The organism is Kosakonia oryzendophytica (genome assembly GCF_027886705.1).
GTDB lineage: Bacteria > Pseudomonadota > Gammaproteobacteria > Enterobacterales > Enterobacteriaceae > Kosakonia > Kosakonia oryzendophytica.
In genome coordinates this window covers 697,061-721,599 of sequence record NZ_CP115659.1, presented here as the reverse complement: position 1 = coordinate 721,599, position 24,539 = coordinate 697,061, and the positions used below count along the sequence as shown (strand labels likewise).

Here is a 24,539-nt window from a genome sequence, read left to right as displayed (position 1 = left end):
TATTTTTAAAATGCTGTTTTTAAAAGAAAATAAATAAAATGATCAAAGTGGCACTGTATGTGCTTATCATGTATATACAAGATAATGCAAAATGACATCGCCATTTCAGCGAGCATTTATTCCGCTAGCAAACAGAGAAGGTAAACCGCATGAGTAGTGAACATTCCCGTTATCGTGATGTTGAAATCAGAGCGCCGCGCGGCACAACATTGAATGCAAAAAGCTGGCTGACGGAAGCCCCGCTGCGCATGCTGATGAATAATCTGGATCCTGATGTTGCGGAAAATCCCAAAGAGCTGGTGGTCTACGGGGGGATTGGTCGTGCGGCGCGCAACTGGGAGTGCTTCGATAAAATGGTTGAGGCGTTAAAACAGCTTAACGACGATGAAACGTTGCTGGTGCAGTCTGGTAAACCGGTGGGCGTGTTTAAAACCCATACGCATGCTCCCCGGGTGCTGATCGCCAACTCTAACCTTGTTCCTCATTGGGCGAACTGGGAACACTTTAATGAGCTGGATGCCAAAGGGCTGGCGATGTACGGGCAGATGACCGCCGGCTCCTGGATCTACATTGGCAGCCAGGGGATCGTACAGGGCACCTATGAAACCTTCGTGGAAGCGGGTCGCCAACACTATAACGGTTCACTGAGCGGGCGTTGGGTACTGACCGCGGGGCTGGGGGGTATGGGCGGCGCGCAGCCGCTGGCGGCCACGCTGGCTGGCGCCTGTTCACTGAACATTGAGTGCCAGCAGTCACGTATCGATTTCCGTCTGCGCACCGGCTATGTGGACGAGCAGGCAAGCGATCTGGATGATGCCCTGGCGCGTATCCATCGCTATACCCGCGAGGGCAAAGCGGTTTCCATTGCGCTGCACGGTAACGCAGCAGAGATATTGCCAGAGCTGGTTAAACGCGGTGTACGCCCGGACATCGTTACCGACCAAACCAGCGCCCACGATCCGCTGAACGGCTATCTGCCCATCGGCTGGCAGTGGGAAACCTACCGCGAACGCGCGAAGACAGAGCCTGCGCAGGTGATTCAGGCGGCAAAAGCCTCTATGGCGGAGCATGTGAAAGCGATGCTCGCCTTCCAACAGCAGGGGATTCCAACGTTTGATTATGGCAATAACATCCGCCAGATGGCGAAAGAGATGGGCGTCAATAATGCGTTCGATTTTCCCGGTTTCGTTCCCGCCTATATTCGCCCGCTGTTTTGCCGGGGGATCGGTCCGTTCCGTTGGGCAGCGTTGTCTGGCGATCCGCAAGATATCTATCGCACCGATGAAAAGGTGAAAGCGCTGATTCCCGACGATGCGCACCTGCACCGCTGGCTGGATATGGCAAAAGAGCGCATCAGTTTCCAGGGCTTGCCGGCGCGTATCTGCTGGGTTGGTCTGGGGCAACGCGCGAAGCTGGGCCTGGCGTTTAACGAAATGGTCAGACGTGGTGAGGTTTCCGCACCGATTGTCATTGGCCGCGACCACCTCGATTCAGGTTCCGTCGCCAGCCCAAACCGGGAAACGGAGTCGATGAAAGATGGCTCTGACGCCGTTTCCGACTGGCCGTTGCTGAATGCACTGCTCAATACCGCCAGCGGCGCGACCTGGGTCTCTCTGCACCACGGCGGCGGGGTTGGCATGGGCTTTTCCCAACATTCCGGAATGGTGGTGGTGTGCGACGGCACGGATGAAGCCGCAGAGCGTATTGCCCGTGTGCTGCATAACGATCCGGCGACAGGCGTGATGCGACACGCGGATGCGGGCTACGATTCGGCCATTGCCTGTGCCAATGAGCACGGTCTCAACCTGCCAATGATTTCTGGGGCATGATTTAACGGCGCGGTAACCGCCGCGCACTATCATCACGGGAGAACGCTTATGCGTACTTTATGGCGCCATTGTCAGATTGCCACCATGGTGGATGGGCAATATAACCTGATAACCGGAGCCGCCATGCTGACCGATGGTTCGCAGATTGTATGGCTGGGCAAAGAGGGAACGCAGCCGGAAGGAGCGGTCAATGATGAAGTGGATCTGCAGGGGCATCTGGTTACCCCCGGGCTGATTGATTGCCACAGCCATAGTGTCTTTGGCGGCAATCGCAGCCAGGAGTTCGAGATGCGGCTTAACGGGGCGAGCTATGCGGAGATCGCGGCGGCAGGCGGCGGAATTATCAGTACCGTCAACGCCACCCGCCGCGCCGATCAACAGCAACTGCTGACCAGCGCGCGCAAACGCATCGACGCACTTCGCAAAGATGGCGTCACAGCGCTTGAAATCAAGTCCGGTTACGGCCTCAGCTTTGCCGATGAGCGTAAAATGTTGCAGGTGATCCGTATGCTGGCTGACGAAATGCCGTTGGCCCTCTTCAGCACCTGTCTTGCCGCACACGCGTTGCCAGCGGAGTATCAGCACCGTGCAGATGAGTACATCGACGACATCTGCCAGCGCTGGTTACCTGATTTGCACGCAGAAGGGCTGGTGGATGCGGTTGACGCCTTTTGCGAACATCTGGCTTTCTCTCCCGAACAAGTGGAGCGCGTATTCCGCACGGCGCAACAGCTGGGTTTACCAGTGAAATTGCATGCGGAGCAACTCTCACTGCTGCATGGCGCAGGGCTCGCTGCCCGCTATAACGCCCTTTCTGCCGATCATCTGGAATACTTGTGTGAAGAGGATATTGCGCTAATGGCGCAACACGGCACCACCGCTGTGCTGCTGCCGGGGGCGTTCTATTTTTTACGGGAGCAGCAACAGCCGCCTGTAGCGTTGTTACGTCAGTACCGGGTGCCGATAGCCATTTCCAGCGACCTGAATCCCGGCACCTCTCCGGTGTTATCCCTGCGATTGATGATGAACATGGCCTGCACCCTGTTCCGTCTGACGCCGGAAGAGGCGCTGGCGGGTGTGACCTGTCATGCTGCCCGCGCATTAGGCATCAGTGCGCATTGCGGTACGTTACAGGCCGGCAAAGAGGCCAGTTTTGTGGCGTGGGACGTCGAACATCCGGCGGAACTGAGCTACTGGTTGGGCGGCACGTTATCCAAGCGGGTGATTTATAAGGGGGAGGAAGTCTGGCATGACTAACGGGTTCGAATTACATCAGGGTACGCTGCCGTTGCTGGTGAGTATGCCGCACCCTGGCACACAATTGACATCGGCGATCGCCGCCGCGCTGACGCCCCGTGCGCAGCGGCTGGAAGATACTGACTGGCATATTCCGCGGCTGTATCAGCCCATCCGTGCGCTGGGCGCAAGTGTGTTGAGCGCGAACTACTCCCGCTATGTGGTGGATTTAAACCGCCCGGCCGATGATAAACCGCTGTACAGTACTGCCACCACCGGCCTGTTTCCGGCCACGTTCTTTGACGGCGAACCGCTGTTCAACGCCGGACAAGAGCCGGATGAAGCGATGAAGGCCGCGGTTTTGCAGCATCTGTGGCAGCCTTATCATCAGGCGCTGATGCAGGAACTAACAAGGCTGCGCGATACCTTCGGTTACGCCTTGTTGTGGGATGCACATTCGATCAAGTCGGTGGTGCCGCGTCTGTTCGACGGTAAGCTGCCGGATCTCAATTTTGGCACTGCCGATGGCGCAAGCTGCGCACCGGATCTGAGTGCCGCGTTGCTGGCGCGCTGTGAGGCATTTCCGCACTACACCAGGGTATTGAATGGCCGCTTTAAAGGCGGTTACATCACCCGCCACTATGGTGATCCGCAGCAGCATATTCATGCGGTGCAGCTTGAGGTTGCGCAATGTTGCTACATGGATGAAGAGCAATTTACCTGGTCGGAAGAGAAGAGCGAGCGGTTCCGCGAGTTACTGATCGCGCTGATCAACACCGCGCTGGAGTGGGGTGAACGGCACCTGCGCCGCTAAGTAAAAAGGGATGCTTCGGCATCCCTTTTTTTTGCATCAGGCTTCGATATCCGCCATATCGCCTTTTTCCTGCAACCAGTTACGCCGGTCTTCCGAGCGCTTTTTGGCCAGCAGCATATCCATGGTCGCGTTGGTTTGCTGCTCATCTTCATCACTGATAATAAGCTGCACCAGGCGGCGGGTATTCGGATCAAGCGTCGTTTCACGCAACTGCATCGGGTTCATTTCGCCCAGCCCTTTAAAGCGCTGCACATTCGGTTTGCCCTTTTTGCGTTTTAACTGCTCCAGCACGCCAGTTTTTTCCTCTTCCGTCAGCGCGTAATAGACCTCTTTACCGAGATCGATACGGTACAGCGGCGGCAGCGCCACATGAACGTGACCGTTTTTCACCAACGCGCGGAAGTGTTTGACAAACAGCGCACACAGCAGTGTGGCAATGTGTAAACCGTCGGAATCCGCATCCGCGAGGATACAGATCTTGCCGTAGCGCAACTGGCTGAGATCGTCGCTGTCCGGATCGATGCCGATCGCCACCGAAATATCGTGGACTTCCTGGGAGGCGAGAACCTCATCGGAAGAGACTTCCCATGTGTTCAGGATCTTCCCTTTCAGCGGCATGATCGCCTGATACTCACGATCGCGCGCCTGTTTGGCGGATCCGCCTGCGGAATCCCCCTCCACCAGGAACAGTTCAGTACGGCTCAGGTCCTGCGCAGTACAGTCTGCCAGCTTGCCCGGTAACGCCGGACCGCTGGTGAGTTTCTTACGCACCACTTTTTTGGCGGCACGCATACGTCGCTGCGCGCTGGAGATCGCCATTTCCGCCAGCAGTTCAGCCAGCTGGATATTCTGGTTCAGCCACAGGCTGAATGCGTCTTTCACCACGCCGGAAACAAACGCGGCGCACTGACGGGACGACAAACGCTCTTTGGTCTGCCCGGCAAACTGCGGATCCTGCATTTTTACAGACAGCACATACGCACAACGATCCCAGATATCTTCAGCGGAGAGCTTCACGCCGCGCGGCAGAATATTGCGGTATTCGCAGAACTCACGCATAGCGTCCAGCAACCCCTGACGCAAGCCGTTAACGTGCGTGCCGCCCTGCATGGTTGGGATGAGGTTAACGTAGCTTTCCGTTAGCAGTTCACCGCCTTCCGGCAGCCACAGCAGCGCCCAGTCCACCGCTTCTGTCTCTGCGGAGAAGGTGCCAATAAAGGGTTTTTCCGGCAGCGTAGGCAGGCCGTTAACCGCCTCGCTCAGGTAGTCGTTGAGACCATCCTGGTAACACCAGCGCTGCTCCGCGTTGTTCACTTCATCTTTGAAGGTGATTTCCACGCCCGGACAGAGCACCGCTTTCGCCTTCAGTAAATGCGTCAGGCGGGAGACAGAGAAACGCGGGCTATCGAAGAAAGATTCATCCGGCCAGAAGTGGACGCTGGTACCGGTGTTGCGTTTGCCGCAAGTGCCGATAACCTGCAAATCCTGCACTTTTTCGCCGTTTTCAAAGGCGATGCTGTAGACTTGCCCATCACGCCTGACGGTGACTTCTACACGGCGGGACAGGGCGTTTACCACTGAAATTCCGACACCGTGCAAGCCACCGGAGAACTGGTAGTTTTTATTGGAGAATTTACCGCCCGCGTGCAGACGGCAGAGGATCAGTTCAACTGCCGGAACCCCCTCTTCCGGGTGGATATCCACCGGCATGCCGCGCCCGTCGTCGATAACTTCCAGCGACTGATCCGCATGCAGGATCACGTCCACACGCTTGGCGTGGCCCGCCAGCGCTTCATCCACGCTGTTATCAATAACTTCCTGACCCAGATGGTTAGGGCGTGTGGTATCGGTGTACATCCCCGGACGGCGGCGAACCGGCTCAAGCCCGGTGAGTACCTCTATGGCATCAGCATTATAGGATTGCGTCATGGTTTGTTCGTAGATAGTGACCGCATCGTTTCCTGGTGAGCTCAACACAGCCCAAGGAACTCGATAATCTGTGTGAAATGATTCTCAAAGCCTACAAAGGCATGGTTTCCGCCCTCTTCCACAGTCTGGCGGCATGCGTCGTAATATGCCACAGCCTGGCGGTAATCCAGCACTTCGTCCCCGGTTTGTTGCAGCAACCAGATAAGATCCGGCGCTTCGAGCGGGTCAACTTGCATCACTTTGAGCTCGTAAATATGGCGAGACTCTAGCACATATTGTTGCCCCGTGTAGGGGTTCTCGTTATTACCGAGGAAATCCGCCAGCAATTCAAAGGGCCGCACCGCCGGATTAACCACGACCGCGGGCAACATAAAACACTGCGAAAGCCAGGTCGCAAAATAGCCGCCCAGCGACGAACCTACTATACCAAGCTGTTTTCCGCCCTGCGCCATCACCAGTGATTCAACCAGTTCCGCCGCCGCGGCAGGATAAGGCGGTAATTGCGGCACAATAATGTCAATCTCGGGATGGTTTTGCGCCAGCCACTGCGAAAGCTGCGTCGCCTTGGCAGAACGCGGCGAGCTGTTAAAGCCATGCAGATAGAGAAGCGTAGACATCAGTATCCTTCCGACGCCGTGTCCGGACTGAATTTCGTGCTTTGCAGGCGGCAAACTTCCGTGTGCAGGGTGCCGTCGGCGTGCAGGTCCAGCCAGCGCCAACCTGGCGCGATGGTATCGAGCGTGAAATTAGCGCAGTGCGGCTTGAACTGAACGCAGGTTGATGGCGTCGCCAGCAGGCGGCGGCCATTCCAGTCGAGATCCAGCTCCTGATGAATATGCCCGCACAGCAGATGCCGTACTTTCGGGAAACGCTGCAATACGTTGTTAAGCTCACCGGCATTGCGCAGGCTGTGCTGATCGAGCCAGCTACACCCTGACGGCAACGGATGATGATGCAGTAGCAGCAAGGTGTGCCGATCCGGACTGGCGGCAAGCTTTTGCTCAAGCCAGTCAAGTTGGAACTCACTTAGCTCACCGTGCGGAACGCCGAACACCTGGCTGTCGAGCAGCAGGATTTGCCAGCTATCACCAACGAAAACACGTTTCGCCGGGGAAATCCCCGCTTCTTGCAGCGCGCTGTACATCGCAGGTTGAAAATCGTGGTTTCCCGGCAGCCAGACGCAGGGCACGTTAAAGCTTGCGATGCCTTCAGCAAAGTGCTGATAAGCCGCAGCGGTATGATCCTGCGCCAGGTCGCCGGTGGCGACAATAAGATCGCATCCGCGCTGTTGAGCTTTAATCGCGTCCAGTACCGCCTGGTAGCTCTCCCAGGTATTCACCCCTAACAGCGTTTCATGCTTTTCGGCAAACAGGTGAGAGTCGGTAATTTGTAATATCCTGACCCTGGCCTCACCAGCCAGAGAAAGGTTTAACAGGCTTTCCAAATGGTGTCCTTAGGTTTCACTACGCTAACAAACCGGAATCGCCATTGCTCCATGTGCTAAACAGTAACGTAGCCAGTCGGCCAGAAACTGATTAATTTGATGCTTTTCGTCGCGTTGATGCAACTTTTTATTCGGATAATCATAACGTGCTTTAAAGCGAAAGATCTGCTGGCTCGAACACACTTCAGCCACCATGGCGTCATGGTAGAGGCGCACCGTCATTGAAGGCAGGCTCCAGTAGCTCACGGCAGGCACCGTCTGTTCAATTTCCACCAGCGTAGTGTAGCGGGTGGATTCGACTATCGTTAACCGGTATTGCGCGTTGGTCACCTGATAGCTTACCGCTTCGCCCGCTGCATCATTACGCGGCAACAGGCGGCGCAACTGGGCGAAATTGGTCTCGCACAGGCGCATCATTTCAGGAAAGTCAGGTGTGTAACGCTTCATTTTTTCCACTCGTTTTTTAAGCTCTCATGATGCAGTTGCAGCCATTGCAAGGCGATGACAGACGCTGCGTTGTCAATTTTCCCCTCTTCTACCCACTGGTAAGCCTGCTCCCGGCTCACCACCTGAACACGAATATCTTCGTTTTCATCCACCAGACCATGGATCCCTGCGGCCTGCGTGGCGTCCACTTCGCCAACCATTACAGATGAGCGCTCGCTGGTGCCGCCAGGGCTTGCCAGATAACTCAATACTTTTTTCACGCGTCCAACGTGCAAGCCCGCTTCTTCTATCGCTTCGCGGCGCGCGACGTCTTCATCAGTTTCGCCTTCTTCGATCATTCCGGCGATCATTTCCAGCAACCACGGGGTTTCGCTGGTGTCGATTGCGGCAATGCGGATCTGTTCAATCAGCACCACTTCGTCGCGCACTGGGTCAAAGGGTAGCAAAACTGCGGCGTGGCCGCGTTCAAAAATTTCACGGCGCACTTCACCGCTCATTCCGCCATTAAATAAACGGTGGCGAAAACGGTATAATTCAAGCGAAAAAAAACCGCTGTAGAGCGTTTCCCGTGCAATAATTTCTACATCGTTTTTTGTGAAAGTCACTGCAGATGATGTTGACTGACTCATTGGCGGTATCTCATGAAAAATAATGATCAAACTGTGGATTTCAAGCCTGTTTAGCGAACGTTTCAAGCGCTATGTGATAGATTGGGGCAAATTTCCGTCAATGGCACGTTACGCCAAGCTTTAGCGCCACTAATCTCTGGTAGAATCGGCGAATATTTTTCCAATTTAGACCAGCGCTAGTACTGCTTCACAACAAGGAATGCAAATGAAGAAATTGCTCCCCCTCCTTATCGGCCTGAGTTTGACCGGTTTCAGCGCCATGAGCCAGGCAGAAAACCTGCTGCAGGTTTACCAGCAGGCGCGTTTAAGCAACCCCGATCTCCGCAAATCCGCAGCCGATCGCGATGCGGCTTTTGAAAAGATCAACCAAGCGCGCAGCCCATTACTGCCGCAGCTCGGTTTGGGTGCAGATTACACTTACAGCAACGGCTATCGTGACAGCAAGGGTGTGAACTCAAACGTCACCAGCGCCTCTCTCCAGTTAACGCAAACCATTTTTGATATGTCGAAATGGCGCGCACTGACCTTACAGGAAAAAGCAGCGGGTATTCAGGATGTCACCTGGCAGACTGACCAACAAACGCTGATCCTGAACACGGCTACCGCTTATTTTAACGTGTTAAGCGCCATTGATACGCTTTCCTACACTGAAGCGCAGAAACAGTCGATCTACCGTCAGTTGGATCAAACCACCCAGCGTTTTAACGTCGGCCTGGTGGCAATCACCGACGTGCAAAACGCCCGTTCGCAATACGATACCGTACTGGCTAACGAAGTGACCGCCCGTAATAACCTCGATAATGCGATTGAATCGCTGCGTCAGGTGACCGGCAACGAGTACCCGGAACTGGCATCGCTGAACATCGATAACTTCAAAACGGAAAAACCACAACCGGTTAACGCCTTGCTGAAAGAAGCGGAAAGCCGCAACTTGTCGCTGTTGCAGGCGCGTCTGAATCAGGATCTGGCTCGTGAGCAGATCCGCCAGGCGCAAGATGGCCATCTGCCGACGCTGGATTTAACCGCCTCAACCGGCGTGTCGAATACCTCTTACAGTGGCTCAAAAACCAATAACAGCGCGCAGTATAACGATAATGACGCTGGCCAGAACAAAGTCGGTCTGAGCTTCTCTCTGCCGCTGTATCAGGGTGGTCAGGTGAACTCGCAGGTGAAACAGGCGCAATACAACTTTGTGGGCTCCAGTGAGCAACTGGAAAGCACACACCGTTCCGTTGTGCAGACCGTGCGTTCCTCGTTCAACAACGTGAATGCCTCCATTAGCAGCATCAACGCTTACAAACAAGCGGTGGTGTCCGCCCAGAGTTCTCTGGATGCAATGGAAGCCGGTTACTCCGTGGGTACACGCACCATTGTGGATGTGCTGGATGCGACCACCACGCTGTATAACGCCAAACAGCAGCTTTCCAGCGCGCGTTATAACTACCTGATCAACCAGCTTAATATTAAGTCTGCGCTGGGTTCGTTGAACGAACAGGATCTGGTTGCACTCAACAACACCTTGGGTAAATCCATTTCCACTTCACCGGAAAGCGTCGCGCCGGAAAACGCGCAGCAGGCTGCCGCCGTTGATAACTTTAACGGTAACGCACAACCTGCCGCCATGCGCACCAGCGCTAAGCGTTAATCGCTGTTTTCTTCGCTTTTCCACAACGGGGGCACACAGCCCCCGTTTTTACGTAAGGCAACGTAAAGGCCTCCCCTCCTTGCTTTCACTTCCCCCCCTCATCCTCTATCCTGATCGTCTGTTTATGCCTTTGGGTCCACAGGAAGATAAAAATGAAACGGACAAAAAACATTCAACATGCGACGTTCCGCAAAAGCTGGGGCGCACGTCATCTGACACCGGTTGCGCTGGCAGTCACCGCCGTGTTTATGCTGGCGGGCTGTGAGAAAAGCGACGAAACGGTTTCTCTGTACCAAAATGCCGATGATTGCTCGTCGGCGAATCCGGGTAAAAGTGCCGAGTGCACCACGGCCTACAATAATGCCCTGAAAGAAGCAGAACGCACCGCGCCGAAATATGCCACGCGCGAAGATTGCGTCGCCGAATTTGGTGAAGGTCAATGCCAGAAAACACCGGTACAGGCCGGCACCGCGCCGGAAAACCAGGCGCAAGCGCAGTCCAGCGGCAGCTTCTGGATGCCGCTGATGGCGGGTTATATGATGGGCCGCCTGATGGGCGGTGGCGCGGGGTTTGCTCAGCAACCGTTGTTCAGTTCACGCAACCCGGCAAGTCCGGCTTACGGTCAGTACACCGACGCATCCGGTAAAGGTTACGGCGCAGCACAGCCGGGCCGTACCATGACCGTGCCGAAAACCGCAATGGCGCCTAAACCGGCGACCACCACCACCGTGACGCGCGGCGGTTTTGGCGAATCGGTTGCGAAGCAGAACACCATGCAGCGTCGCGTTAGCGGCACGCCAACCCGTTCAATGGGTGGCTGATCGTCATGGAAAGAGTCACCATTACCGAGCGCCCGGACTGGCGCGAAAAAGCCACCGAATACGGTTTCAATTTTCATACCATGTATGGCGAACCCTACTGGTGTGAAGAGGCGTATTACAAGCTGACGCTTGCCCAGGTCGAGAAGCTCGAAGACGTGACCGCAGAGCTGCACCAGATGTGCCTGAAAGTGGTGGAAAAGGTCGTTGCCAGCGATGCGCTGATGGCGAAGTTCCGCATTCCGAAGCACACCTGGGGTTTTGTGCGTCAGTCATGGGCCACGCGCCAGCCATCGCTCTATTCACGCCTGGATTTGGCCTGGGATGGCGTGAATGAACCCAAGCTGCTGGAAAATAACGCCGATACGCCAACATCTTTATACGAAGCGTCGTTTTTTCAGTGGATCTGGCTGGAAGATCAGCTCAATGCCGGGTTGTTACCGGAAGGCAGCGATCAATTTAACAGCCTGCAGGAAAAGCTGATTGCGCGTTTTGCAGAGCTGCGTGAGCAGCACGGCTTCCAGTTGCTGCATTTCACCTGCTGTCGCGATACCGTTGAAGATCGCGGTACAGTGCAGTATTTGCAGGATTGCGCAGCGGAAGCGGAGCTGGCAACGGATTTTCTCTATATTGAGGATATTGGCCTCGGGGAAAAAGGCCAGTTCAGCGATCTGCAGGATCAGGTTATTGGCAATCTCTTCAAGCTCTATCCGTGGGAATTTATGCTGCGTGAAGTCTTCTCCACCAAGCTGGAAGACGCGGGTGTACGCTGGCTGGAACCGGCATGGAAGAGCATTATTTCCAACAAAGCGCTGTTGCCGATGTTATGGGAAATGTTCCCGGATCATCCGAATCTGCTGCCCGCGTATTTCGCTGAAGATCCGCACCCGGAAATGGAAAAATACGTCGTTAAGCCAATTTTCTCCCGCGAAGGCGCTAATGTGTCAATTATTGAGAATGGCAAAACGCTGGAATCCGTTGAAGGCCCCTACGGCGAAGAGGGAATGATTGTGCAGCAGTTCTGTCCGCTGCCGAAATTTGGCGACAGCTATACCCTGATTGGCAGCTGGCTTATTAACGATCAGCCTGCCGGGATTGGCATCCGTGAAGACCGCGCGCTGATCACCCAGGATCTGTCGCGTTTTTATCCCCATATCTTTGTTGAATAAGCGAAAACCCGGCCATCCGCGCCGGGTTTTTTATTCCCTCACATCACACCAAACAGCGTCGGCAGAAAGAGTGAGATCGCCGGAATATAGGTCACCAACATCAGCACAACAAACAGAACGGCATAGAACGGCAGCATGGCTCTCACCACCTGCTCAATCTTCTGTTTACTCACCGCGCTTGCCACGAACAGTACCGATCCAACGGGTGGCGTAATCAGCCCGATCCCAAGGTTAACTAACATGATCATGCCGAAATGCACCGGATCAATGCCCAACGCATTCGTCACTGGCAACAGTACTGGCGTGAGGATAAGGATCAGCGGTGCCATATCCATCAATGTACCCAGCAGCAACAGCATGATGTTAATGCACATCAGGATCACATACTTGTTATCGGAGATGCTGGTAAAGGCTTCCGTGATCCGCCCCGGCAGTTGCATATAGGTCATTACGGCACCAAACGCCGCGGCAAACCCGATCAGGATCATCACAATGGTCACCGTCTTTACAGTGCGGTACATCAGCCTGGGCAGTTCTGACCATTTGTAATCACGGTAGATAAACATGGTGACGAAAAATGCCCATAAGCAGGCGATCGCCGCCGATTCTGTAGCGGTAAAGATCCCGGAGAGGATCCCGCCCATAATGATCACCACCGTCATCAGACCCCAGAGCGTATCCGCAAATATCTTTAACGCCTGGCGAAACGGCACGCGTTCCCCTTTTGGGTAACCACGTTTATGCGCAAAGGCCACGCACATCACCATCAGGGTAAAACTCAGCAGTAATCCAGGCAGGATCCCGGCAATGAAGAGCGCCGCAATGGAGACCGTGCCGCCCGTTGCCAGTGAGTAGATCACTGAGTTGTGGCTGGGCGGCGTTAAAATCGCCTGCACCGATCCGCTGGCTGTCACCGCGGCGGCAAAATCCCGCGGGTAGCCTTTTTTGTCCATCTCCGGGATCATCACCGAACCAATTGAGGCGGTATCCGCCACCGACGATCCGGAAATGGCACCAAAAAATGTTGAGGCCACGATATTTACCAGCGACAGACCGCCGCGAATAAAACCGACAAAGATATAAGCGAAATTCACGAGCCGACGGGCAATACCGCCTTCGGCCATGATCGCCCCCGCCAGAATAAAGAACGGGATCGCCAGCAGTGAGAATTTGTTGACGCCATTGGTGAGCTGGATCATCACCGCTTCCAGAGGAATATCGATATACCACGCCCCCAGTACTGCGCTGATCCCAACGGCGTATGCCACCGGAACGCCCACCGCCAGCATAATGGCTAACGTAAAGACAAGAATAAATGCATCCATAAACTTTCCTTACCGGATCAGCTCGACGAACCCAGCAGTACCACCTGGCGGTGGTACTGCGCGCCAAAAAGCATCTTCTCGATAATAAACAGGAGAGTAATCGCCGAACCGACAGGAAGCGGCAGGTAGCTCTCACCTGCGGTGAACAGCGGGAATTCCGCCACCGGCTGTTCCCACAACTCCGCACACAACGCGCTGCTATACCAGAGAATAAACAGGCTGATAGCCATCAACATCAGATCCGCCACAATGGAGCAGGCTTTGCGCGCAGGTTCGCTCAGGCGATCCGTTACCATGCTGACAGCGATATGCGACCCCGCACGGTAACTCACGGCTGCACCGACGAAGGTAAATGTCACCATGCAGATAATGGCCACCGGTTCCGGCCAGGACAACGCACTGTTCATCACATAGCGGGCAAAAATCCCCACAGGAATAATGGCAACCATAATTAACAGCGCCAGCCCGGCAACCCACATTGAAACCCGGTAAAGAATATCCATCAATATCGAATAGCGTTCACCCATAATTGTTTCCCCGGAGAAGATTGAAAACAGCAATACGGAAACACGTTATTTGGGCAAGGCCGCCCCTGCCCGTTAAACGTTATTGCACTTGCTGAATCCGGGTAATTAAATCCTGGTGTTCTTTTCCATATTTATCGCGAACCGGTTGAGTGGCTTTATAAAAGACGGCTGTATCGATATCGTGAAATTTCACACCTCCGGCTTTCATCGCCTCCAGGGATTTTTCATTATACGTTTTCCACAATGCCCGCTGCTCAACCTGAGCCTCTTTCGCCAGTTTAAGAATTAATTCCTGATCCTCTTTTTTCAATTTATCCCATTTCGGCTTAGAGAATAAAAACAGCTCAGGAATAATAAAGTGTTTGCTCCAGGTGTAATTTTTGACAACCGGAAGATAATTATGCGCAACAAAAGTCGGTGGGTTGTTTTCCGTACCATCAATCACCCCGGTCTGCATACCGCTAAACACTTCGCTCACCCCCATAGCCACGGAGTTCGCCCCCATTGCCTTCAGCGTATCGAGTGCGATTGGACTGCCCTGAACACGGATCTTCATTCCTTTTAGATCCTCAGCATTGTTTACCGGCGCTTTGGTGATTAAATTACGCGTACCGGCATCCATCCAGCCAAGAAAGATCAATCGGGATTTACTGCTGTCAGACAAACGACCACCAATTTCCTGGCCAATCATCCCATCGAGCACTTTGTGCATATGATCTTCATCGCGGAAAATATAGGGCAGCGTAAAGACATTAATCTCGGGGAGTATCGCCGCCACCGGCGTCATCGATACGCGAATAATATCAATTGCGCCAATCTGCGCTTGTTCAATCACCTGTTTTTCGTCACCTAATACGCCGCCAGGAAACGTTTTAATATCCAGTCGTCCGTTTGTCGCTGCGCTTAACTTCTCTCCCATATGCTTAACAGCAACAACATTAGGATAGTCAGCAGGATGGACGTCAGCTGCGCGGAAGGTCTGAGCTAAAGAGGCGTGGGAGATAAACAACAGAGCGGAACTAATACATACTTTCAGTAAGGTTTTTGCTGAGTTCATATTTCCGTGTCTCCAGAGGGTCTGATTTTTAGAAAAAAAGGTCGACCGCGAACAAGGCGTTCGTGGTATTACGGTAAACGTTTTTTATGGGTATATCTGAGACAGTAGACACTCTGAAGAGTAGTCACTCGATGGCGTTATTGCGACGATGCTGTTCACAAAAAATTGCTAAATTCAGCACAGCGTTTCATTTTTGCAGCGAACATCTTTTTATTTTCAAAAAAACGGCATTTCAGTATCCGTTTTTTGAGATCCACCTCGTATTTCTCTACTTTCGGGATGAAAGCACAAACAAAAATGGCGCATTACGCGCCATTGGGTTAACCAACCTGAACGGAAAGCATGCTGAGAGAGCCCATCTCAATGCCATCAACCGGGATCGATACTGGCTCTTTACCGTCCCACGCGCCAAGTACGTACAACAGTGGCAAGAAGTGCTCCGGCGTCGGGTTCGATAACGAACCGCCTTCATGGTCAAGGTAGTTGACCAGCGGATGTTGCTCAGCCGGTCCCTGCCAGGTCAGATTCTCTTTCACAAAGTCATTGAACGACGTTGCCCACGGGTATGGCGTATTCTCACCGTGCCAACGCGCTGTTCTCAAGTTGTGCACGACGTTACCACTGGCAACCAGCATAATGCCCTCGTCACGCAACGTCGCCAGTTTACGCCCCATCTCAAGATGCCATGCTGCGGGTTTAGTGCTGTCCACACTCAGTTGCACCATCGGGATATCCGCATTGGGGTACATTTTTATTAATACTCCCCATGAACCGTGGTCGAAACCCCAGGCTTCTTTGTCGAGCACCACCGGCACCGGTGCCAACAGTTCAACCAAATGCTGTGCTAATTCTGGTGAACCCGGCGCCGGATAATGCGTGTCATACAGCGCCTGCGGGAAACCGCCAAAATCATGGATCGTTTTCGGTGCTTCCATCGCCGTCACGCCCGTGCCACGCGTAAACCAGTGGGCGGATACCACTACAATCGCTTTCGGGCGCGGCAGTGTTTCGCCCAGTTCCCCCCAGGCACGGGTATAAATGTTATCTTCCAGAACATTCATTGGACTACCGTGGCCCAAAAACAGCGCTGGCATACGGGGTGCTGACATGGTGATATCCTTACAGAGTGTGACAATTTGATAGCACTACATTACGCCTTTTCAGTAGACGAAGAACTCTGATAACCATGATGAAGATCTTCAGTAATTTTGAATGTAAGGAATGCGTAAAGATGGCGCGCCCGCCTCGCTTTTCGCAACGTGAAAACATACATTAATGAGAATCATTATCATAAAGGAGTTATGCATGTCAGTGCCCCTAATCCTGACCTTACTGGCAGGCGCTGCCACCTTTATTGGCGCGATCCTCGGCGTGTTAGGCCAGAAACCCTCTAATCGCGTACTGGCGTTTTCGCTTGGTTTTGCCGCCGGAATTATGTTGCTCATCTCGCTGATGGAGATGCTTCCCGCCGCGCTGGCAACAGAGAATATGTCGCCCATGCTGGGCTATGGCATGTTTGTTGTCGGGTTGCTGGGTTACTTTGCGCTGGATCGCATGCTGCCTCACGCCCACCCGCAGGACTTAATGCAGGGTACACAACACAGCTTCCCGCGCGGCATCCGCCGTACCGCCATTCTGCTGACGCTCGGTATCAGTCTGCATAACTTTCCGGAAGGGATCGCCACGTATGTCACCGCCAGCAACGATCTGGAGTTGGGGTTCGGCATCGCTTTTGCGGTGGCATTGCACAATATTCCTGAAGGACTTGCGGTTGCCGGCCCGGTCTATGCCGCTACGGGTTCCAAACGTACTGCTATCTTCTGGGCCGGCATTTCGGGTCTGGCGGAAATTATCGGCGGCGTACTGGCGTGGTTGATCCTCGGTAGCCTGGTGTCACCGGTGGTGATGGCTGCAATCATGGCTGCTGTCGCGGGGATTATGGTTGCGCTTTCTGTAGATGAGCTTATGCCCCTGGCAAAAGAAATAGACCCGAATAATAACCCGAGCTATGGCGTACTGTGTGGTATGTCGGTGATGGGATTAAGTCTGGTCGCCCTTCAGGCGATGGGAATTGGCGGTTAAGCCGACCGCCTGCCACCATGGACGGGTAGCGCTGCTACTCGCCCTGCCTGGCACCGCTGATTTTCTTCAACTCATCAAGCACACGCTGATAAGCTGTGTATAGCGCATCGCGGTCGTGGCGACAGGCTTTATTGTTGCGTTTAAGCGCATGAATATAGACAACGAGGACCAGAACAATAAGCAGTAGCCAATACCAGGAAATAAACATCGCGACTCCATGACTCTATTTGGCAAAAAACACAACGCAGAATCATTAAAAATCTTTTTAATTTAACGGATTAGGTGAATTCAAACCCATTACTCACATCAGATAACGCCATTACCACTTTATAAGTAGAGGCCTAAGATTTCAACGTGTGAGCATGAGAAGTGCAACAAAGTTTGATACAGGACAGGCAAAAAAAATCCGAAGCCAGCGACTTCGGATTTTTAGCGTTAACGGCAACAATTAGCTGGCTTTGCGCTCATGCTCCTGACGGTATGCCACGAGGTCTTCAATCGTCACAACCGCCATATTGTGTTGCTTAGCAAACGCGATGCACTCCGGCGCACGGGCCATAGAGCCATCGTCATTGGTTAATTCACACAGCACACCCGCCGGTTTAAACCCGGCCAGCGTGACTAAATCGATAGTGGCTTCGGTATGACCGCCACGGGTCAGAACACCACCCGGTTGCGCCCGCAGTGGGAAGACGTGACCAGGACGGTTCAGGTCAGACGGTTTAGCACCGTCTGCAATCGCCGCGCGAACGGTCGTAATACGGTCAGCAGCGGAAACACCGGTGGTGACGCCGTGAGCGGCTTCAATAGTGACGGTAAAACCGGTGCCATAGGCGCTGGTATTGTTCTCGACCATCATGGGCAGATCGAGTTGTTTACGGCGTTCGTCAGTCAGGCATAAACAGACAATCCCACTACCGTGACGGATAGTCAGCGCCATCTGCTCAACGGTCATGGTTTCGGCGGCGAAAATCATATCGCCTTCGTTTTCACGGTCCTCGTCATCGAGCACCATTACACCCCGGCCTTCGCGCAGTGCGGCGAGTGCGTTTTCAATACGTTGGAAAGGCGTGCCAAAAGAAGAAAGCAGCGTCTGATTCATGGTAAAAGACCTCAATAAAGTTATGGTTACCAGAATCAGGGCAGTCTTAGGAGTGTCGCAAAGCGGCAAAAAAATAACGCGAGCGGGCATCATGCCCGGCAGTATCGTTACTCTCTCCCATCCGGACTTTAACCGTCGGCCCCGGAATTACACCGGATCTGCTGACCTTCAGGCATTAACCTGAAGCGCTCGCGGGCTTTCAGCGTACGCTGATTTACCGCCGGTGGGGAATTTCGCCCCGCCCTGAGAATAAGCGGAATAACTATAACGCCATTGATTACCTTCGGCAATGCATAAGCTTCAAACAATTCTGGTTTATCACCTGGGGTTATCACACTACAATGACTGCATGAGCCCATCCGAGCAGGGAACCCAAAATGATTGACCCGAAAAAAATTGAACAGATTGCGCGCCAGGTTCACGAATCCATGCCAAAAGGGATCCGTGAGTTCGGGGAAGACGTTGAGAAGAAGATCCGTCAAACGCTACAGGCACAGTTAACCCGCCTCGATCTGGTAAGCCGTGAAGAGTTTGACGTGCAAACGCAGGTGCTGCTGCGCACACGTGAGAAGCTGGCTTTACTGGAACAGCGCCTTAGCGAACTGGAGAATCAGGGAAAAAACACCGAAGTGAAACCCGCGCCTGCTATTCCGCCGGTTGACGATCACGCGTAATACGACGCGCTCTTTGCCTGGCAAAGAGCGCTATTAGAGGGTTTAATCACCCTGTTTCTGGATTTTTTTGATGATATTGGTGGTTGAACAACCGTCTTCAAAGTTGAGCACCAGTACTTCACCGCCGTTGGCCCAGACCTCTTTGCTACCGGCAATTTGCTCCGGCTGGTAGTCACCGCCTTTTACCAGCAGATCCGGCAGGATCCCGGCAATCAGACGCTGCGGCGTATCTTCTTCAAACGAAACCACCCAATCCACCGCTTCCAGCGCGCTCAGCACAATCATGCGCTGCTCCAGCGGGTTCACCGGACGGGTGTCGCCTTTCAGGCGTCGAGTGGACGCATCACTGTTCACCGCAACAATCAGACGATCGCCGAGTTTCCGCGCATTCGCCAGATAAGAGACGTGCCCGGCATGCAGGATGTCGAAAACGCCATTGGTCATCACGACTTTCTCACCACGCTTACGCGCTGCAGCAACAGCCTCTTTCAGCTCCGCTTCCGTCATCACGCCAAAACCGGTTTCCGCACGACCACGCACCGCGTTCTCCAGCTCAATCGGCGTCACGGTTGAAGTACCGAGTTTACCGACCACCACACCCGCCGCCGCGTTCGCGAAGTAGCAGGCTTCTTCCAGAGAATTGCCCGACGCCAGCGTTGCCGCAAGAACGCCGATGACCGTATCGCCAGCACCGGTCACGTCATACACTTCCTGCGCCTGGGTTGGCATATGCAGTGGCGCTTTACCCGGTTGCAGCAGTGTCATGCCCTGTTCGGACCGGGTCACCAGAAGCGCCGACAGCTCATAGTCAGCGATCAATTTCATGCCGCGCTCAACAATCTCCGCTTCGCTTTTGCATTTACCCACGACGGCCTCGAACTCGGATAAGTTAGGCGTCAGCAGCGTTGCGCCGCGATAGCGTTCGAAATCGGTGCCTTTCGGATCGATAAGCACCGGTACACCTGCGTTGCGCGCAAGCGTAATCATCTGCCGGACGCTGACCAGTGCGCCTTTGGCATAATCAGACAGCACCAGCGCGCCAACGTTGCCCAGCGCCTGGCTAATGCGATCGTGCATCGGTTGCGGGTCAACGCCATCAAACCCTTCTTCAAAATCGAGACGGATCAGTTGCTGGTTGCGGGAAAGCACGCGCAGCTTGGTGATCGTCGGATGCGTCGGAACAGAAACAAAGTCGCATTTAACGTTAACGTCCGCCAGCGCCTTACTGAGCGCCCGCGCCGCATCGTCAATACCGGTCAGCCCGACCAGACGTGCAGTAGCACCCAACGATGCGATGTTCATCGCCACGTTTGCCGCGCCGCCGGGGCGCTCTTCAATCGTATCGACCTTCACCACGGGTACTGGCGCTTCCGGAGAAATGCGGCTTGTTGGGCCGTACCAGTAGCGATCCAGCATCACATCACCCACTACCATGACACCGGCCTGTTCAAACTCTGGCAGCGTTACTTTCATTCCTGTCTCCTGAGAGATACAAAATTTGCGCGCGATAATACCACACTTACGCGTGGGCGCACGGTTCCACCAGCCACTTCTCCCAGCTCGCTTTGATCAGAGCGCGCTCAGCGACAAAACAAGAGAGCGCGACATTTCCCGGCAGCTCCTGCAACGCAAGATGGTGCAGTTCATCACGCAGCGTGGTGTAAGCGTGCGTCAGCGCCAGCGCTTCTTGCTCATCCATAATGCCGTTTTGCGCAAGCCCTTCGAGGATGCGTACATTATCCGACCAGCGTGTCAGCTTCGGTTTGTCATGCGCGTATCGCAGCACCAGATACTGCGCGATAAACTCGATATCTGTAATACCGCCTTCATCTGCTTTCAGGTCGAAGCGATCTTTATGTTTGTTGCCGAGATGCGCACGCATCTTTTCCCGCATCTCACGCACTTCGGTTTGCAACGTCTCCCCGTCACGTGGAGTCATCAGAATATCGCGACGAATAGCGTCAAAATCGGCGGTCAGTTGCGGATCGCCGTACACCACGCGCGCACGCGCCAGCGCCTGATGCTCCCACGTCCAGGCTTCGTTTTTCTGGTAATCCGCGAACGATTCCGTCGTCGTCACCAGCATACCTGCCGCGCCGGATGGGCGCAGACGGGCGTCGACTTCGTAAAGGATGCCGGACGATGTGCGGGTGCTGAACAGGTGCATGACTCGCTGGGCAAGACGCAGATAAAACTGACGACCATCAATTTCCCGTTCGCCATCGGTCATGGCATCCGGTGGGCAATCATGTAAGAACACCAGATCGAGATCGGAACTGTAGCCCAGTTCCCAGCCCCCCAGCTTACCGTATCCCACCACGGCAAAACCGCGCCCTTCGCGCTCGCGCAGGTGCGTCGGCTGGCCATAACGGGCCACCATTTGCCCCCACGCCTGCTGCACCACCGCATCGATAATCGCTTCTGCCAGCCAGGTCAGATGATCGCTCACCTTCATCACCGGCAGCGTTCCGGCAATGTCCGCCGCCGCTACGCGCAACAATTGGGCCTGTTTAAACTGGCGCACCGCTTCGAGCTGTTGCTCTTCATCATCTTCAGGCACGCGCAGTAAATATTGCCGCAGCTCATCGCGGTACGCATTCATTGCCGTGGGCTGATACAGCGTGTTGGGATCGAGCAGTTCATCCAGCAGTATCGGATAACGCGCCAACTGGCTGGCGACCATCGGCGATGCCGCGCACAGCGAGATCAAATGCTTCAGCGCACCGGGGAATTCACTCAACAGCTCAAGGTAGGTCGTTCGGGTAATAATGCCGGTCAGTAGCGGCGTCAGGCGCGACAACGGCACCGGGGCATCATCACGCGAGCACACATCGCTGAGCAAGTGCGGCATCAAATGGTCGAGCACCTGACGACCACGCGGCCCAATGGTGCGTTTATCAAGTTCTTTGCGAAAATCGGCAATCAACGCCAGCACGCGATGGCGATCGTCATCAGAGAGGTGCGCCAGCGCAGGTGTGGTGTCATCTTCCTGCAGCGCGTCCTGCCACAGTTCGCGCCAGTGTTCAGACAGGGTATCTTCCGGCGAATCCGTTTCATCATCGCCAATCAACGCATTAAAAATGCGTCGTACCGCCGCCATATGGGTTTCCAGCGCACAACTGAGCGCTTCCCAGTCGGGAACGCCCATTCCCCAGGCGAGTCGCGACCGATTCAGTTCATCACCCGGCAGCGTCTGTGTCTGTTCGTCATTAATACTTTGCAGCAGGTTTTCCAGCCGGCGTAGCCAGAGATAGGCTTCACGCAGGGTGGTGGCTTCGCCCTCCGGCAACAAGCGCAACTGATCAATTGCCGCCAGCGTCGGCAGCAACGAACGGGATTGCAGCGCCGGTTCGCGACCACCGCGGATCAGCTGAAACACTTGGACGATAAATTCGATTTCGCGAATGCCGCCAGCGCCCAGCTTGATGTTGTCTTTCAAACCACGGCGACGCACTTCACGGGCAATCATGCCCTTCATATTACGCAGCGACTGAATGACGCTAAAATCGATATAACGGCGGAAGACAAAGGGCCGCAGCATCGCCCGCAACTCCCTGGCGTGATCGCCGTCGTCATCCCCCATGATCCGCGCTTTGACCATGGCATAGCGCTCCCAGTCGCGCCCCTGCTCCTGGTAATAATCCTCCAGCGCGGCAAAGCTGAGCACCAGCGGGCCGCTGTCGCCAAAGGGACGCAGCCGCATATCCACGCGGTAGACAAATCCATCCTGCGTGGGTTGATCGAGCACTTTAATCAGCCGCTGGCCGAGACGCGTGAAAAACTGCGCATTATCCAGCTCCCGCCTGCCGCCACGGGTAGCACCGTTTTCCGGCCAGGCAAAAATCAAATCAATATCAGACGAGAAGTTCAGTTCGCCGCCGCCGAGTTTCCCCATTCCCAGCACCAGCATCGGCTGCGCAACACCCTGCGTATTGCACGGCGTGCCCCATTCGCGGCAGCAGGCATCGTAGAGCCAGTCTCGCGCCGCAACAATCAGCGTTTCCGCCAGCACGCTTAACTGCTGAAGAATGTCTTCTTCCGCTGTCAGTCGCAGCGCCTGAGCCCAGGCAATACGCACCATTACGCGGCGGCGAAACTGCCGCAATGCCCGCATCAGCGATGCTTCATCCGCAACGTCCTGCAACACGCTTTGCAACATGGAGGCATAGTGCCGCCACTCGTCAGCCTGCGGCGGCGCGCTTTCAAGCTCCGCTAACCACGCCGGATGCGCGATGATCGCATCCTGAACAAAGTCACTAAAAGTGAGCACTGACTGCGCCTGTGTGCTTAGTGGCTTCGCAGCTAAGGATTCCGGCAGACGAGTGAGTACCGTCTGCCAGTGTTGCGATAACGGTGAGGCGTGCGACATCCGAAATATCCTTTAGTTAGCGTTTCCCGCTGTGTAACCAGAACGGTGGCTGGTTAATGGCGGTATTACGGAAATGTTCAATTTCGATGATTTGGCGGGTTTCAATGGCGTGATACAGCCCTTGCCAATTTTCCAGCCATTCAATCGCCAGTGCGCGATCGTAAAAACCGGCCAGCAGCAACGCGCTGTCGATATCCCGCGCCAGGCGCGGCAACTGGTCGCGATAGCTGTCGCCAAGCGGTTGAGCAAACGTTTTTTTCAGCTCAGCGGCGGTGCGCGAGAGGTGAACATCCGCAAAGCGTTTAAACGAATCGGCAAACTTCGCCTGTGCTTTTTCATCCAGGAAAGCACGCCAGCCTTGGCTCACCAACCATTCTGTCAGCACCAGTTTTGCCATGGCTGATGGCGTGCTCCAGACGGCTGTCTCGGCGGAGACCGCAGAGGTGATGGTGGCTTCAGCTTGCGTCAGTAAATCACGTAAGTGAGCGCTCGCTTTACGCGGCACAATACCGCCAAACAGCACCAGAGTATGACGCAGCAGCGCAATGGCGCGCAGTACATCGTCTTTTGCGCGGTTATTCCCCCGGATCCATAACTCTTCGTGGTACTGCCATTGCGACAGCGCCAGCTCCAGCGCGGCGGCGAAACCCTGCTCTACGCTGGCTTTCGCTACTGGTTGCAGAATCGGCGTCGGGTGAATTTCACGTGGCGTATTGCCCTGCGCCAGATGATAACCGCGCGCCGCTTTGCTCAGACTTCCCTGACGTAACCCTGAGAGCGTGACGAGCTGGCGCGCCAGCTTAAGGATATCCGATGGATCGCCACTCAGCAGTTCAAGCTCCAGTTCGCAAATCGGCTCGGCAAATTCACCGGCTTTGACTTCGCCTAAATCAAGAGCAATCTCAATGCGACTGTCGCCCACGGTCACCAGCCATTTTTCGCGCCAGAAATCGGTGCTAAACAGCGGGTGAGTCTGCGCCTGTAAGTCAGCAGGCAGAGAGCCTTCCGGCCACACTTCTGCCGGGAAACGCGCCAGGTCAAGCTCGGCTTTTTCCAGCGGAATGTTGTATTCCGGGCGTTGATGTAAACCGCCGATCACCCGACCGGCGATTTTCATCGTCATCTCATATTTGCCGTCAAAACCGCGAATACGCAGCCCCATATCGTGGCCACGCAGCCAGTTGTCCGGCGTTTCATAATAGATGTTCAGTAGCTGGCTGGGTGCGACATGTTCGTCGGTCAGCGTATGGAGATGTTGGCGAAGCGTTTCCACGCTGTCGCTATTCACGATAAACTTTAATTCGATTTCCTGAGCCATGGCCTTGCACTTATGGTTATGTCACATCAGTGAAAATTTCGGCGAACTAACGCGCCCGATGTTTGTCAGTAGATAGTATTTTGCGCCAAATTGCCATGCAATGCGCAAACTGGCTGGAGCAAAAG

Annotated in this window: 22 protein-coding genes and 1 riboswitch; of the genes, 8 read left to right on the top strand and 14 right to left on the bottom strand. The window is 54.6% G+C overall.

Going from position 1 to position 24,539, the window contains the following annotated elements; all coding sequences use genetic code 11:
* Window positions 1–149 precede the first annotated feature (149 nt).
* From hutU to hutG, 3 genes are read left to right on the top strand one after another with little or no spacing between them, the layout of a single operon-like run.
* Window positions 150–1,829, top strand: coding sequence for a urocanate hydratase (gene hutU, locus O9K67_RS03500; RefSeq protein WP_061493114.1), 1,680 nt, complete (start codon window positions 150–152; stop codon window positions 1,827–1,829).
* A gap of 48 nt (window positions 1,830–1,877) precedes the next feature.
* A complete protein-coding gene (hutI, locus tag O9K67_RS03495; RefSeq protein ID WP_061493113.1) occupies window positions 1,878–3,086 on the top strand; it encodes an imidazolonepropionase in 1,209 nt (402 codons plus the stop codon).
* The gene (hutG, locus tag O9K67_RS03490) at window positions 3,079–3,879 is read left to right on the top strand and encodes an N-formylglutamate deformylase (RefSeq protein ID WP_061493112.1); all 801 of its coding nucleotides are present in this window, start codon (window positions 3,079–3,081) and stop codon (window positions 3,877–3,879) included. Before hutI ends, hutG begins: the two co-directional genes overlap by 8 nt.
* A gap of 36 nt (window positions 3,880–3,915) precedes the next feature.
* On the opposite strand, the gene parE is transcribed toward hutG, so the two are convergent.
* The 5 genes from parE to nudF are packed head-to-tail and all read right to left on the bottom strand — an operon-like array spanning window position 3,916 to window position 8,328.
* A complete protein-coding gene (gene parE, locus O9K67_RS03485; protein WP_061493111.1) occupies window positions 3,916–5,808 on the bottom strand; it encodes a DNA topoisomerase IV subunit B in 1,893 nt (630 codons plus the stop codon).
* A gap of 41 nt (window positions 5,809–5,849) precedes the next feature.
* Window positions 5,850–6,425, bottom strand: a complete 576-nt coding sequence (yqiA, locus tag O9K67_RS03480) for an esterase YqiA (protein WP_061493110.1) — start codon at window positions 6,423–6,425, stop codon at window positions 5,850–5,852.
* Window positions 6,425–7,252 carry a 3',5'-cyclic-AMP phosphodiesterase gene (gene cpdA / locus O9K67_RS03475; protein ID WP_061493109.1) on the bottom strand — a complete coding sequence of 276 codons (828 nt, stop codon included), beginning with the start codon at window positions 7,250–7,252 and terminating at the stop codon, window positions 6,425–6,427. The genes yqiA and cpdA overlap by 1 nt, the downstream gene beginning before the upstream one ends.
* Before the next feature lie 24 nt (window positions 7,253–7,276).
* Entirely contained in the window at window positions 7,277–7,699 is a 423-nt protein-coding gene (locus O9K67_RS03470) for a DUF1249 family protein (RefSeq protein ID WP_061493108.1), read from the bottom strand.
* Window positions 7,696–8,328 (bottom strand): ADP-ribose diphosphatase, encoded by a 633-nt coding sequence (nudF, locus tag O9K67_RS03465; protein ID WP_061493107.1) that lies wholly within the window; start codon window positions 8,326–8,328, stop codon window positions 7,696–7,698. Before nudF ends, O9K67_RS03470 begins: the two co-directional genes overlap by 4 nt.
* Before the next feature lie 205 nt (window positions 8,329–8,533).
* Here nudF and tolC point away from each other — a divergent pair, with 205 nt between their 5' ends.
* The 3 genes from tolC (at window position 8,534) to O9K67_RS03450 (ending at window position 11,960) form a co-directional block, all read left to right on the top strand.
* Complete coding sequence (gene tolC, locus O9K67_RS03460; protein ID WP_061493106.1) at window positions 8,534–9,973, top strand: outer membrane channel protein TolC; 1,440 nt, start codon at window positions 8,534–8,536, stop codon at window positions 9,971–9,973.
* A gap of 152 nt (window positions 9,974–10,125) precedes the next feature.
* A complete protein-coding gene (locus O9K67_RS03455) occupies window positions 10,126–10,794 on the top strand; it encodes a DUF1190 family protein (RefSeq protein ID WP_061493105.1) in 669 nt (222 codons plus the stop codon).
* A 5-nt stretch (window positions 10,795–10,799) separates the two neighbouring features.
* Window positions 10,800–11,960 (top strand): glutathionylspermidine synthase family protein, encoded by a 1,161-nt coding sequence (locus tag O9K67_RS03450; protein WP_061493104.1) that lies wholly within the window; start codon window positions 10,800–10,802, stop codon window positions 11,958–11,960.
* A 38-nt stretch (window positions 11,961–11,998) separates the two neighbouring features.
* Here O9K67_RS03450 and O9K67_RS03445 read toward each other — a convergent pair whose 3' ends face one another.
* From O9K67_RS03445 to ygiD, 4 genes are all read right to left on the bottom strand, one after another.
* On the bottom strand, window positions 11,999–13,285 hold the full coding sequence (locus tag O9K67_RS03445; protein ID WP_061493103.1) for a TRAP transporter large permease: 1,287 nt from the start codon (window positions 13,283–13,285) through the stop codon (window positions 11,999–12,001).
* A 17-nt stretch (window positions 13,286–13,302) separates the two neighbouring features.
* Window positions 13,303–13,812, bottom strand: coding sequence for a TRAP transporter small permease (locus O9K67_RS03440; RefSeq protein WP_061493102.1), 510 nt, complete (start codon window positions 13,810–13,812; stop codon window positions 13,303–13,305).
* A 79-nt stretch (window positions 13,813–13,891) separates the two neighbouring features.
* Window positions 13,892–14,869, bottom strand: a complete 978-nt coding sequence (locus O9K67_RS03435) for a TRAP transporter substrate-binding protein (RefSeq protein ID WP_061493101.1) — start codon at window positions 14,867–14,869, stop codon at window positions 13,892–13,894.
* 320 nt (window positions 14,870–15,189) lie between these two features.
* Window positions 15,190–15,978, bottom strand: coding sequence for a 4,5-DOPA-extradiol-dioxygenase (gene ygiD, locus O9K67_RS03430; RefSeq protein ID WP_061493100.1), 789 nt, complete (start codon window positions 15,976–15,978; stop codon window positions 15,190–15,192).
* A gap of 196 nt (window positions 15,979–16,174) precedes the next feature.
* On the opposite strand from ygiD, the gene zupT reads away from it, so the two are divergent.
* Complete coding sequence (gene zupT, locus O9K67_RS03425) at window positions 16,175–16,951, top strand: zinc transporter ZupT (protein ID WP_061493099.1); 777 nt, start codon at window positions 16,175–16,177, stop codon at window positions 16,949–16,951.
* A 34-nt stretch (window positions 16,952–16,985) separates the two neighbouring features.
* On the opposite strand, the gene O9K67_RS03420 is transcribed toward zupT, so the two are convergent.
* Together O9K67_RS03420 and ribB are read right to left on the bottom strand one after the other, a co-directional pair.
* The gene (locus tag O9K67_RS03420) at window positions 16,986–17,159 is read right to left on the bottom strand and encodes a hypothetical protein (RefSeq protein ID WP_071889854.1); all 174 of its coding nucleotides are present in this window, start codon (window positions 17,157–17,159) and stop codon (window positions 16,986–16,988) included.
* Window positions 17,160–17,399: 240 nt separating this feature from the next.
* Window positions 17,400–18,053, bottom strand: coding sequence for a 3,4-dihydroxy-2-butanone-4-phosphate synthase (ribB, locus tag O9K67_RS03415; RefSeq protein WP_061493098.1), 654 nt, complete (start codon window positions 18,051–18,053; stop codon window positions 17,400–17,402).
* A 105-nt stretch (window positions 18,054–18,158) separates the two neighbouring features.
* Window positions 18,159–18,308, bottom strand: a riboswitch (FMN riboswitch).
* 122 nt (window positions 18,309–18,430) lie between these two features.
* Here ribB and ubiK point away from each other — a divergent pair.
* Window positions 18,431–18,727, top strand: coding sequence for a ubiquinone biosynthesis accessory factor UbiK (ubiK, locus tag O9K67_RS03410; RefSeq protein ID WP_061493097.1), 297 nt, complete (start codon window positions 18,431–18,433; stop codon window positions 18,725–18,727).
* Window positions 18,728–18,769: 42 nt separating this feature from the next.
* Here ubiK and hldE read toward each other — a convergent pair whose 3' ends face one another.
* The 3 genes from hldE to O9K67_RS03395 are packed head-to-tail and all read right to left on the bottom strand — an operon-like array spanning window position 18,770 to window position 24,414.
* On the bottom strand, window positions 18,770–20,200 hold the full coding sequence (gene hldE / locus O9K67_RS03405) for a bifunctional D-glycero-beta-D-manno-heptose-7-phosphate kinase/D-glycero-beta-D-manno-heptose 1-phosphate adenylyltransferase HldE (protein WP_061493096.1): 1,431 nt from the start codon (window positions 20,198–20,200) through the stop codon (window positions 18,770–18,772).
* Window positions 20,201–20,246: 46 nt separating this feature from the next.
* Window positions 20,247–23,096 (bottom strand): bifunctional [glutamate--ammonia ligase]-adenylyl-L-tyrosine phosphorylase/[glutamate--ammonia-ligase] adenylyltransferase, encoded by a 2,850-nt coding sequence (gene glnE / locus O9K67_RS03400; protein WP_061493095.1) that lies wholly within the window; start codon window positions 23,094–23,096, stop codon window positions 20,247–20,249.
* Window positions 23,097–23,112: 16 nt separating this feature from the next.
* The gene (locus O9K67_RS03395) at window positions 23,113–24,414 is read right to left on the bottom strand and encodes a CYTH domain-containing protein (protein WP_061493094.1); all 1,302 of its coding nucleotides are present in this window, start codon (window positions 24,412–24,414) and stop codon (window positions 23,113–23,115) included.
* Window positions 24,415–24,539: the final 125 nt, after the last annotated feature.

Bases quoted from the DNA above. Each gene is read 5' to 3' on its own strand.
- hutU (WP_061493114.1), top strand. From the start codon at position 150: ATGAGTAGTGAACATTCCCGTTATCGTGATGTTGAAATCAGAGCGCCG.
- hutI (WP_061493113.1), top strand. From the start codon at position 1,878: ATGCGTACTTTATGGCGCCATTGTCAGATTGCCACCATGGTGGATGGG.
- hutG (WP_061493112.1), top strand. From the start codon at position 3,079: ATGACTAACGGGTTCGAATTACATCAGGGTACGCTGCCGTTGCTGGTG.
- parE (WP_061493111.1), bottom strand. From the start codon at position 5,808: ATGACGCAATCCTATAATGCTGATGCCATAGAGGTACTCACCGGGCTT.
- yqiA (WP_061493110.1), bottom strand. From the start codon at position 6,425: ATGTCTACGCTTCTCTATCTGCATGGCTTTAACAGCTCGCCGCGTTCT.
- O9K67_RS03470 (WP_061493108.1), bottom strand. From the start codon at position 7,699: ATGAAGCGTTACACACCTGACTTTCCTGAAATGATGCGCCTGTGCGAG.
- nudF (WP_061493107.1), bottom strand. From the start codon at position 8,328: ATGAGTCAGTCAACATCATCTGCAGTGACTTTCACAAAAAACGATGTA.
- tolC (WP_061493106.1), top strand. From the start codon at position 8,534: ATGAAGAAATTGCTCCCCCTCCTTATCGGCCTGAGTTTGACCGGTTTC.
- O9K67_RS03455 (WP_061493105.1), top strand. From the start codon at position 10,126: ATGAAACGGACAAAAAACATTCAACATGCGACGTTCCGCAAAAGCTGG.
- O9K67_RS03450 (WP_061493104.1), top strand. From the start codon at position 10,800: ATGGAAAGAGTCACCATTACCGAGCGCCCGGACTGGCGCGAAAAAGCC.
- O9K67_RS03445 (WP_061493103.1), bottom strand. From the start codon at position 13,285: ATGGATGCATTTATTCTTGTCTTTACGTTAGCCATTATGCTGGCGGTG.
- O9K67_RS03440 (WP_061493102.1), bottom strand. From the start codon at position 13,812: ATGGGTGAACGCTATTCGATATTGATGGATATTCTTTACCGGGTTTCA.
- O9K67_RS03435 (WP_061493101.1), bottom strand. From the start codon at position 14,869: ATGAACTCAGCAAAAACCTTACTGAAAGTATGTATTAGTTCCGCTCTG.
- ygiD (WP_061493100.1), bottom strand. From the start codon at position 15,978: ATGTCAGCACCCCGTATGCCAGCGCTGTTTTTGGGCCACGGTAGTCCA.
- zupT (WP_061493099.1), top strand. From the start codon at position 16,175: ATGTCAGTGCCCCTAATCCTGACCTTACTGGCAGGCGCTGCCACCTTT.
- O9K67_RS03420 (WP_071889854.1), bottom strand. From the start codon at position 17,159: ATGTTTATTTCCTGGTATTGGCTACTGCTTATTGTTCTGGTCCTCGTT.
- ribB (WP_061493098.1), bottom strand. From the start codon at position 18,053: ATGAATCAGACGCTGCTTTCTTCTTTTGGCACGCCTTTCCAACGTATT.
- ubiK (WP_061493097.1), top strand. From the start codon at position 18,431: ATGATTGACCCGAAAAAAATTGAACAGATTGCGCGCCAGGTTCACGAA.
- hldE (WP_061493096.1), bottom strand. From the start codon at position 20,200: ATGAAAGTAACGCTGCCAGAGTTTGAACAGGCCGGTGTCATGGTAGTG.
- glnE (WP_061493095.1), bottom strand. From the start codon at position 23,096: ATGTCGCACGCCTCACCGTTATCGCAACACTGGCAGACGGTACTCACT.
- O9K67_RS03395 (WP_061493094.1), bottom strand. From the start codon at position 24,414: ATGGCTCAGGAAATCGAATTAAAGTTTATCGTGAATAGCGACAGCGTG.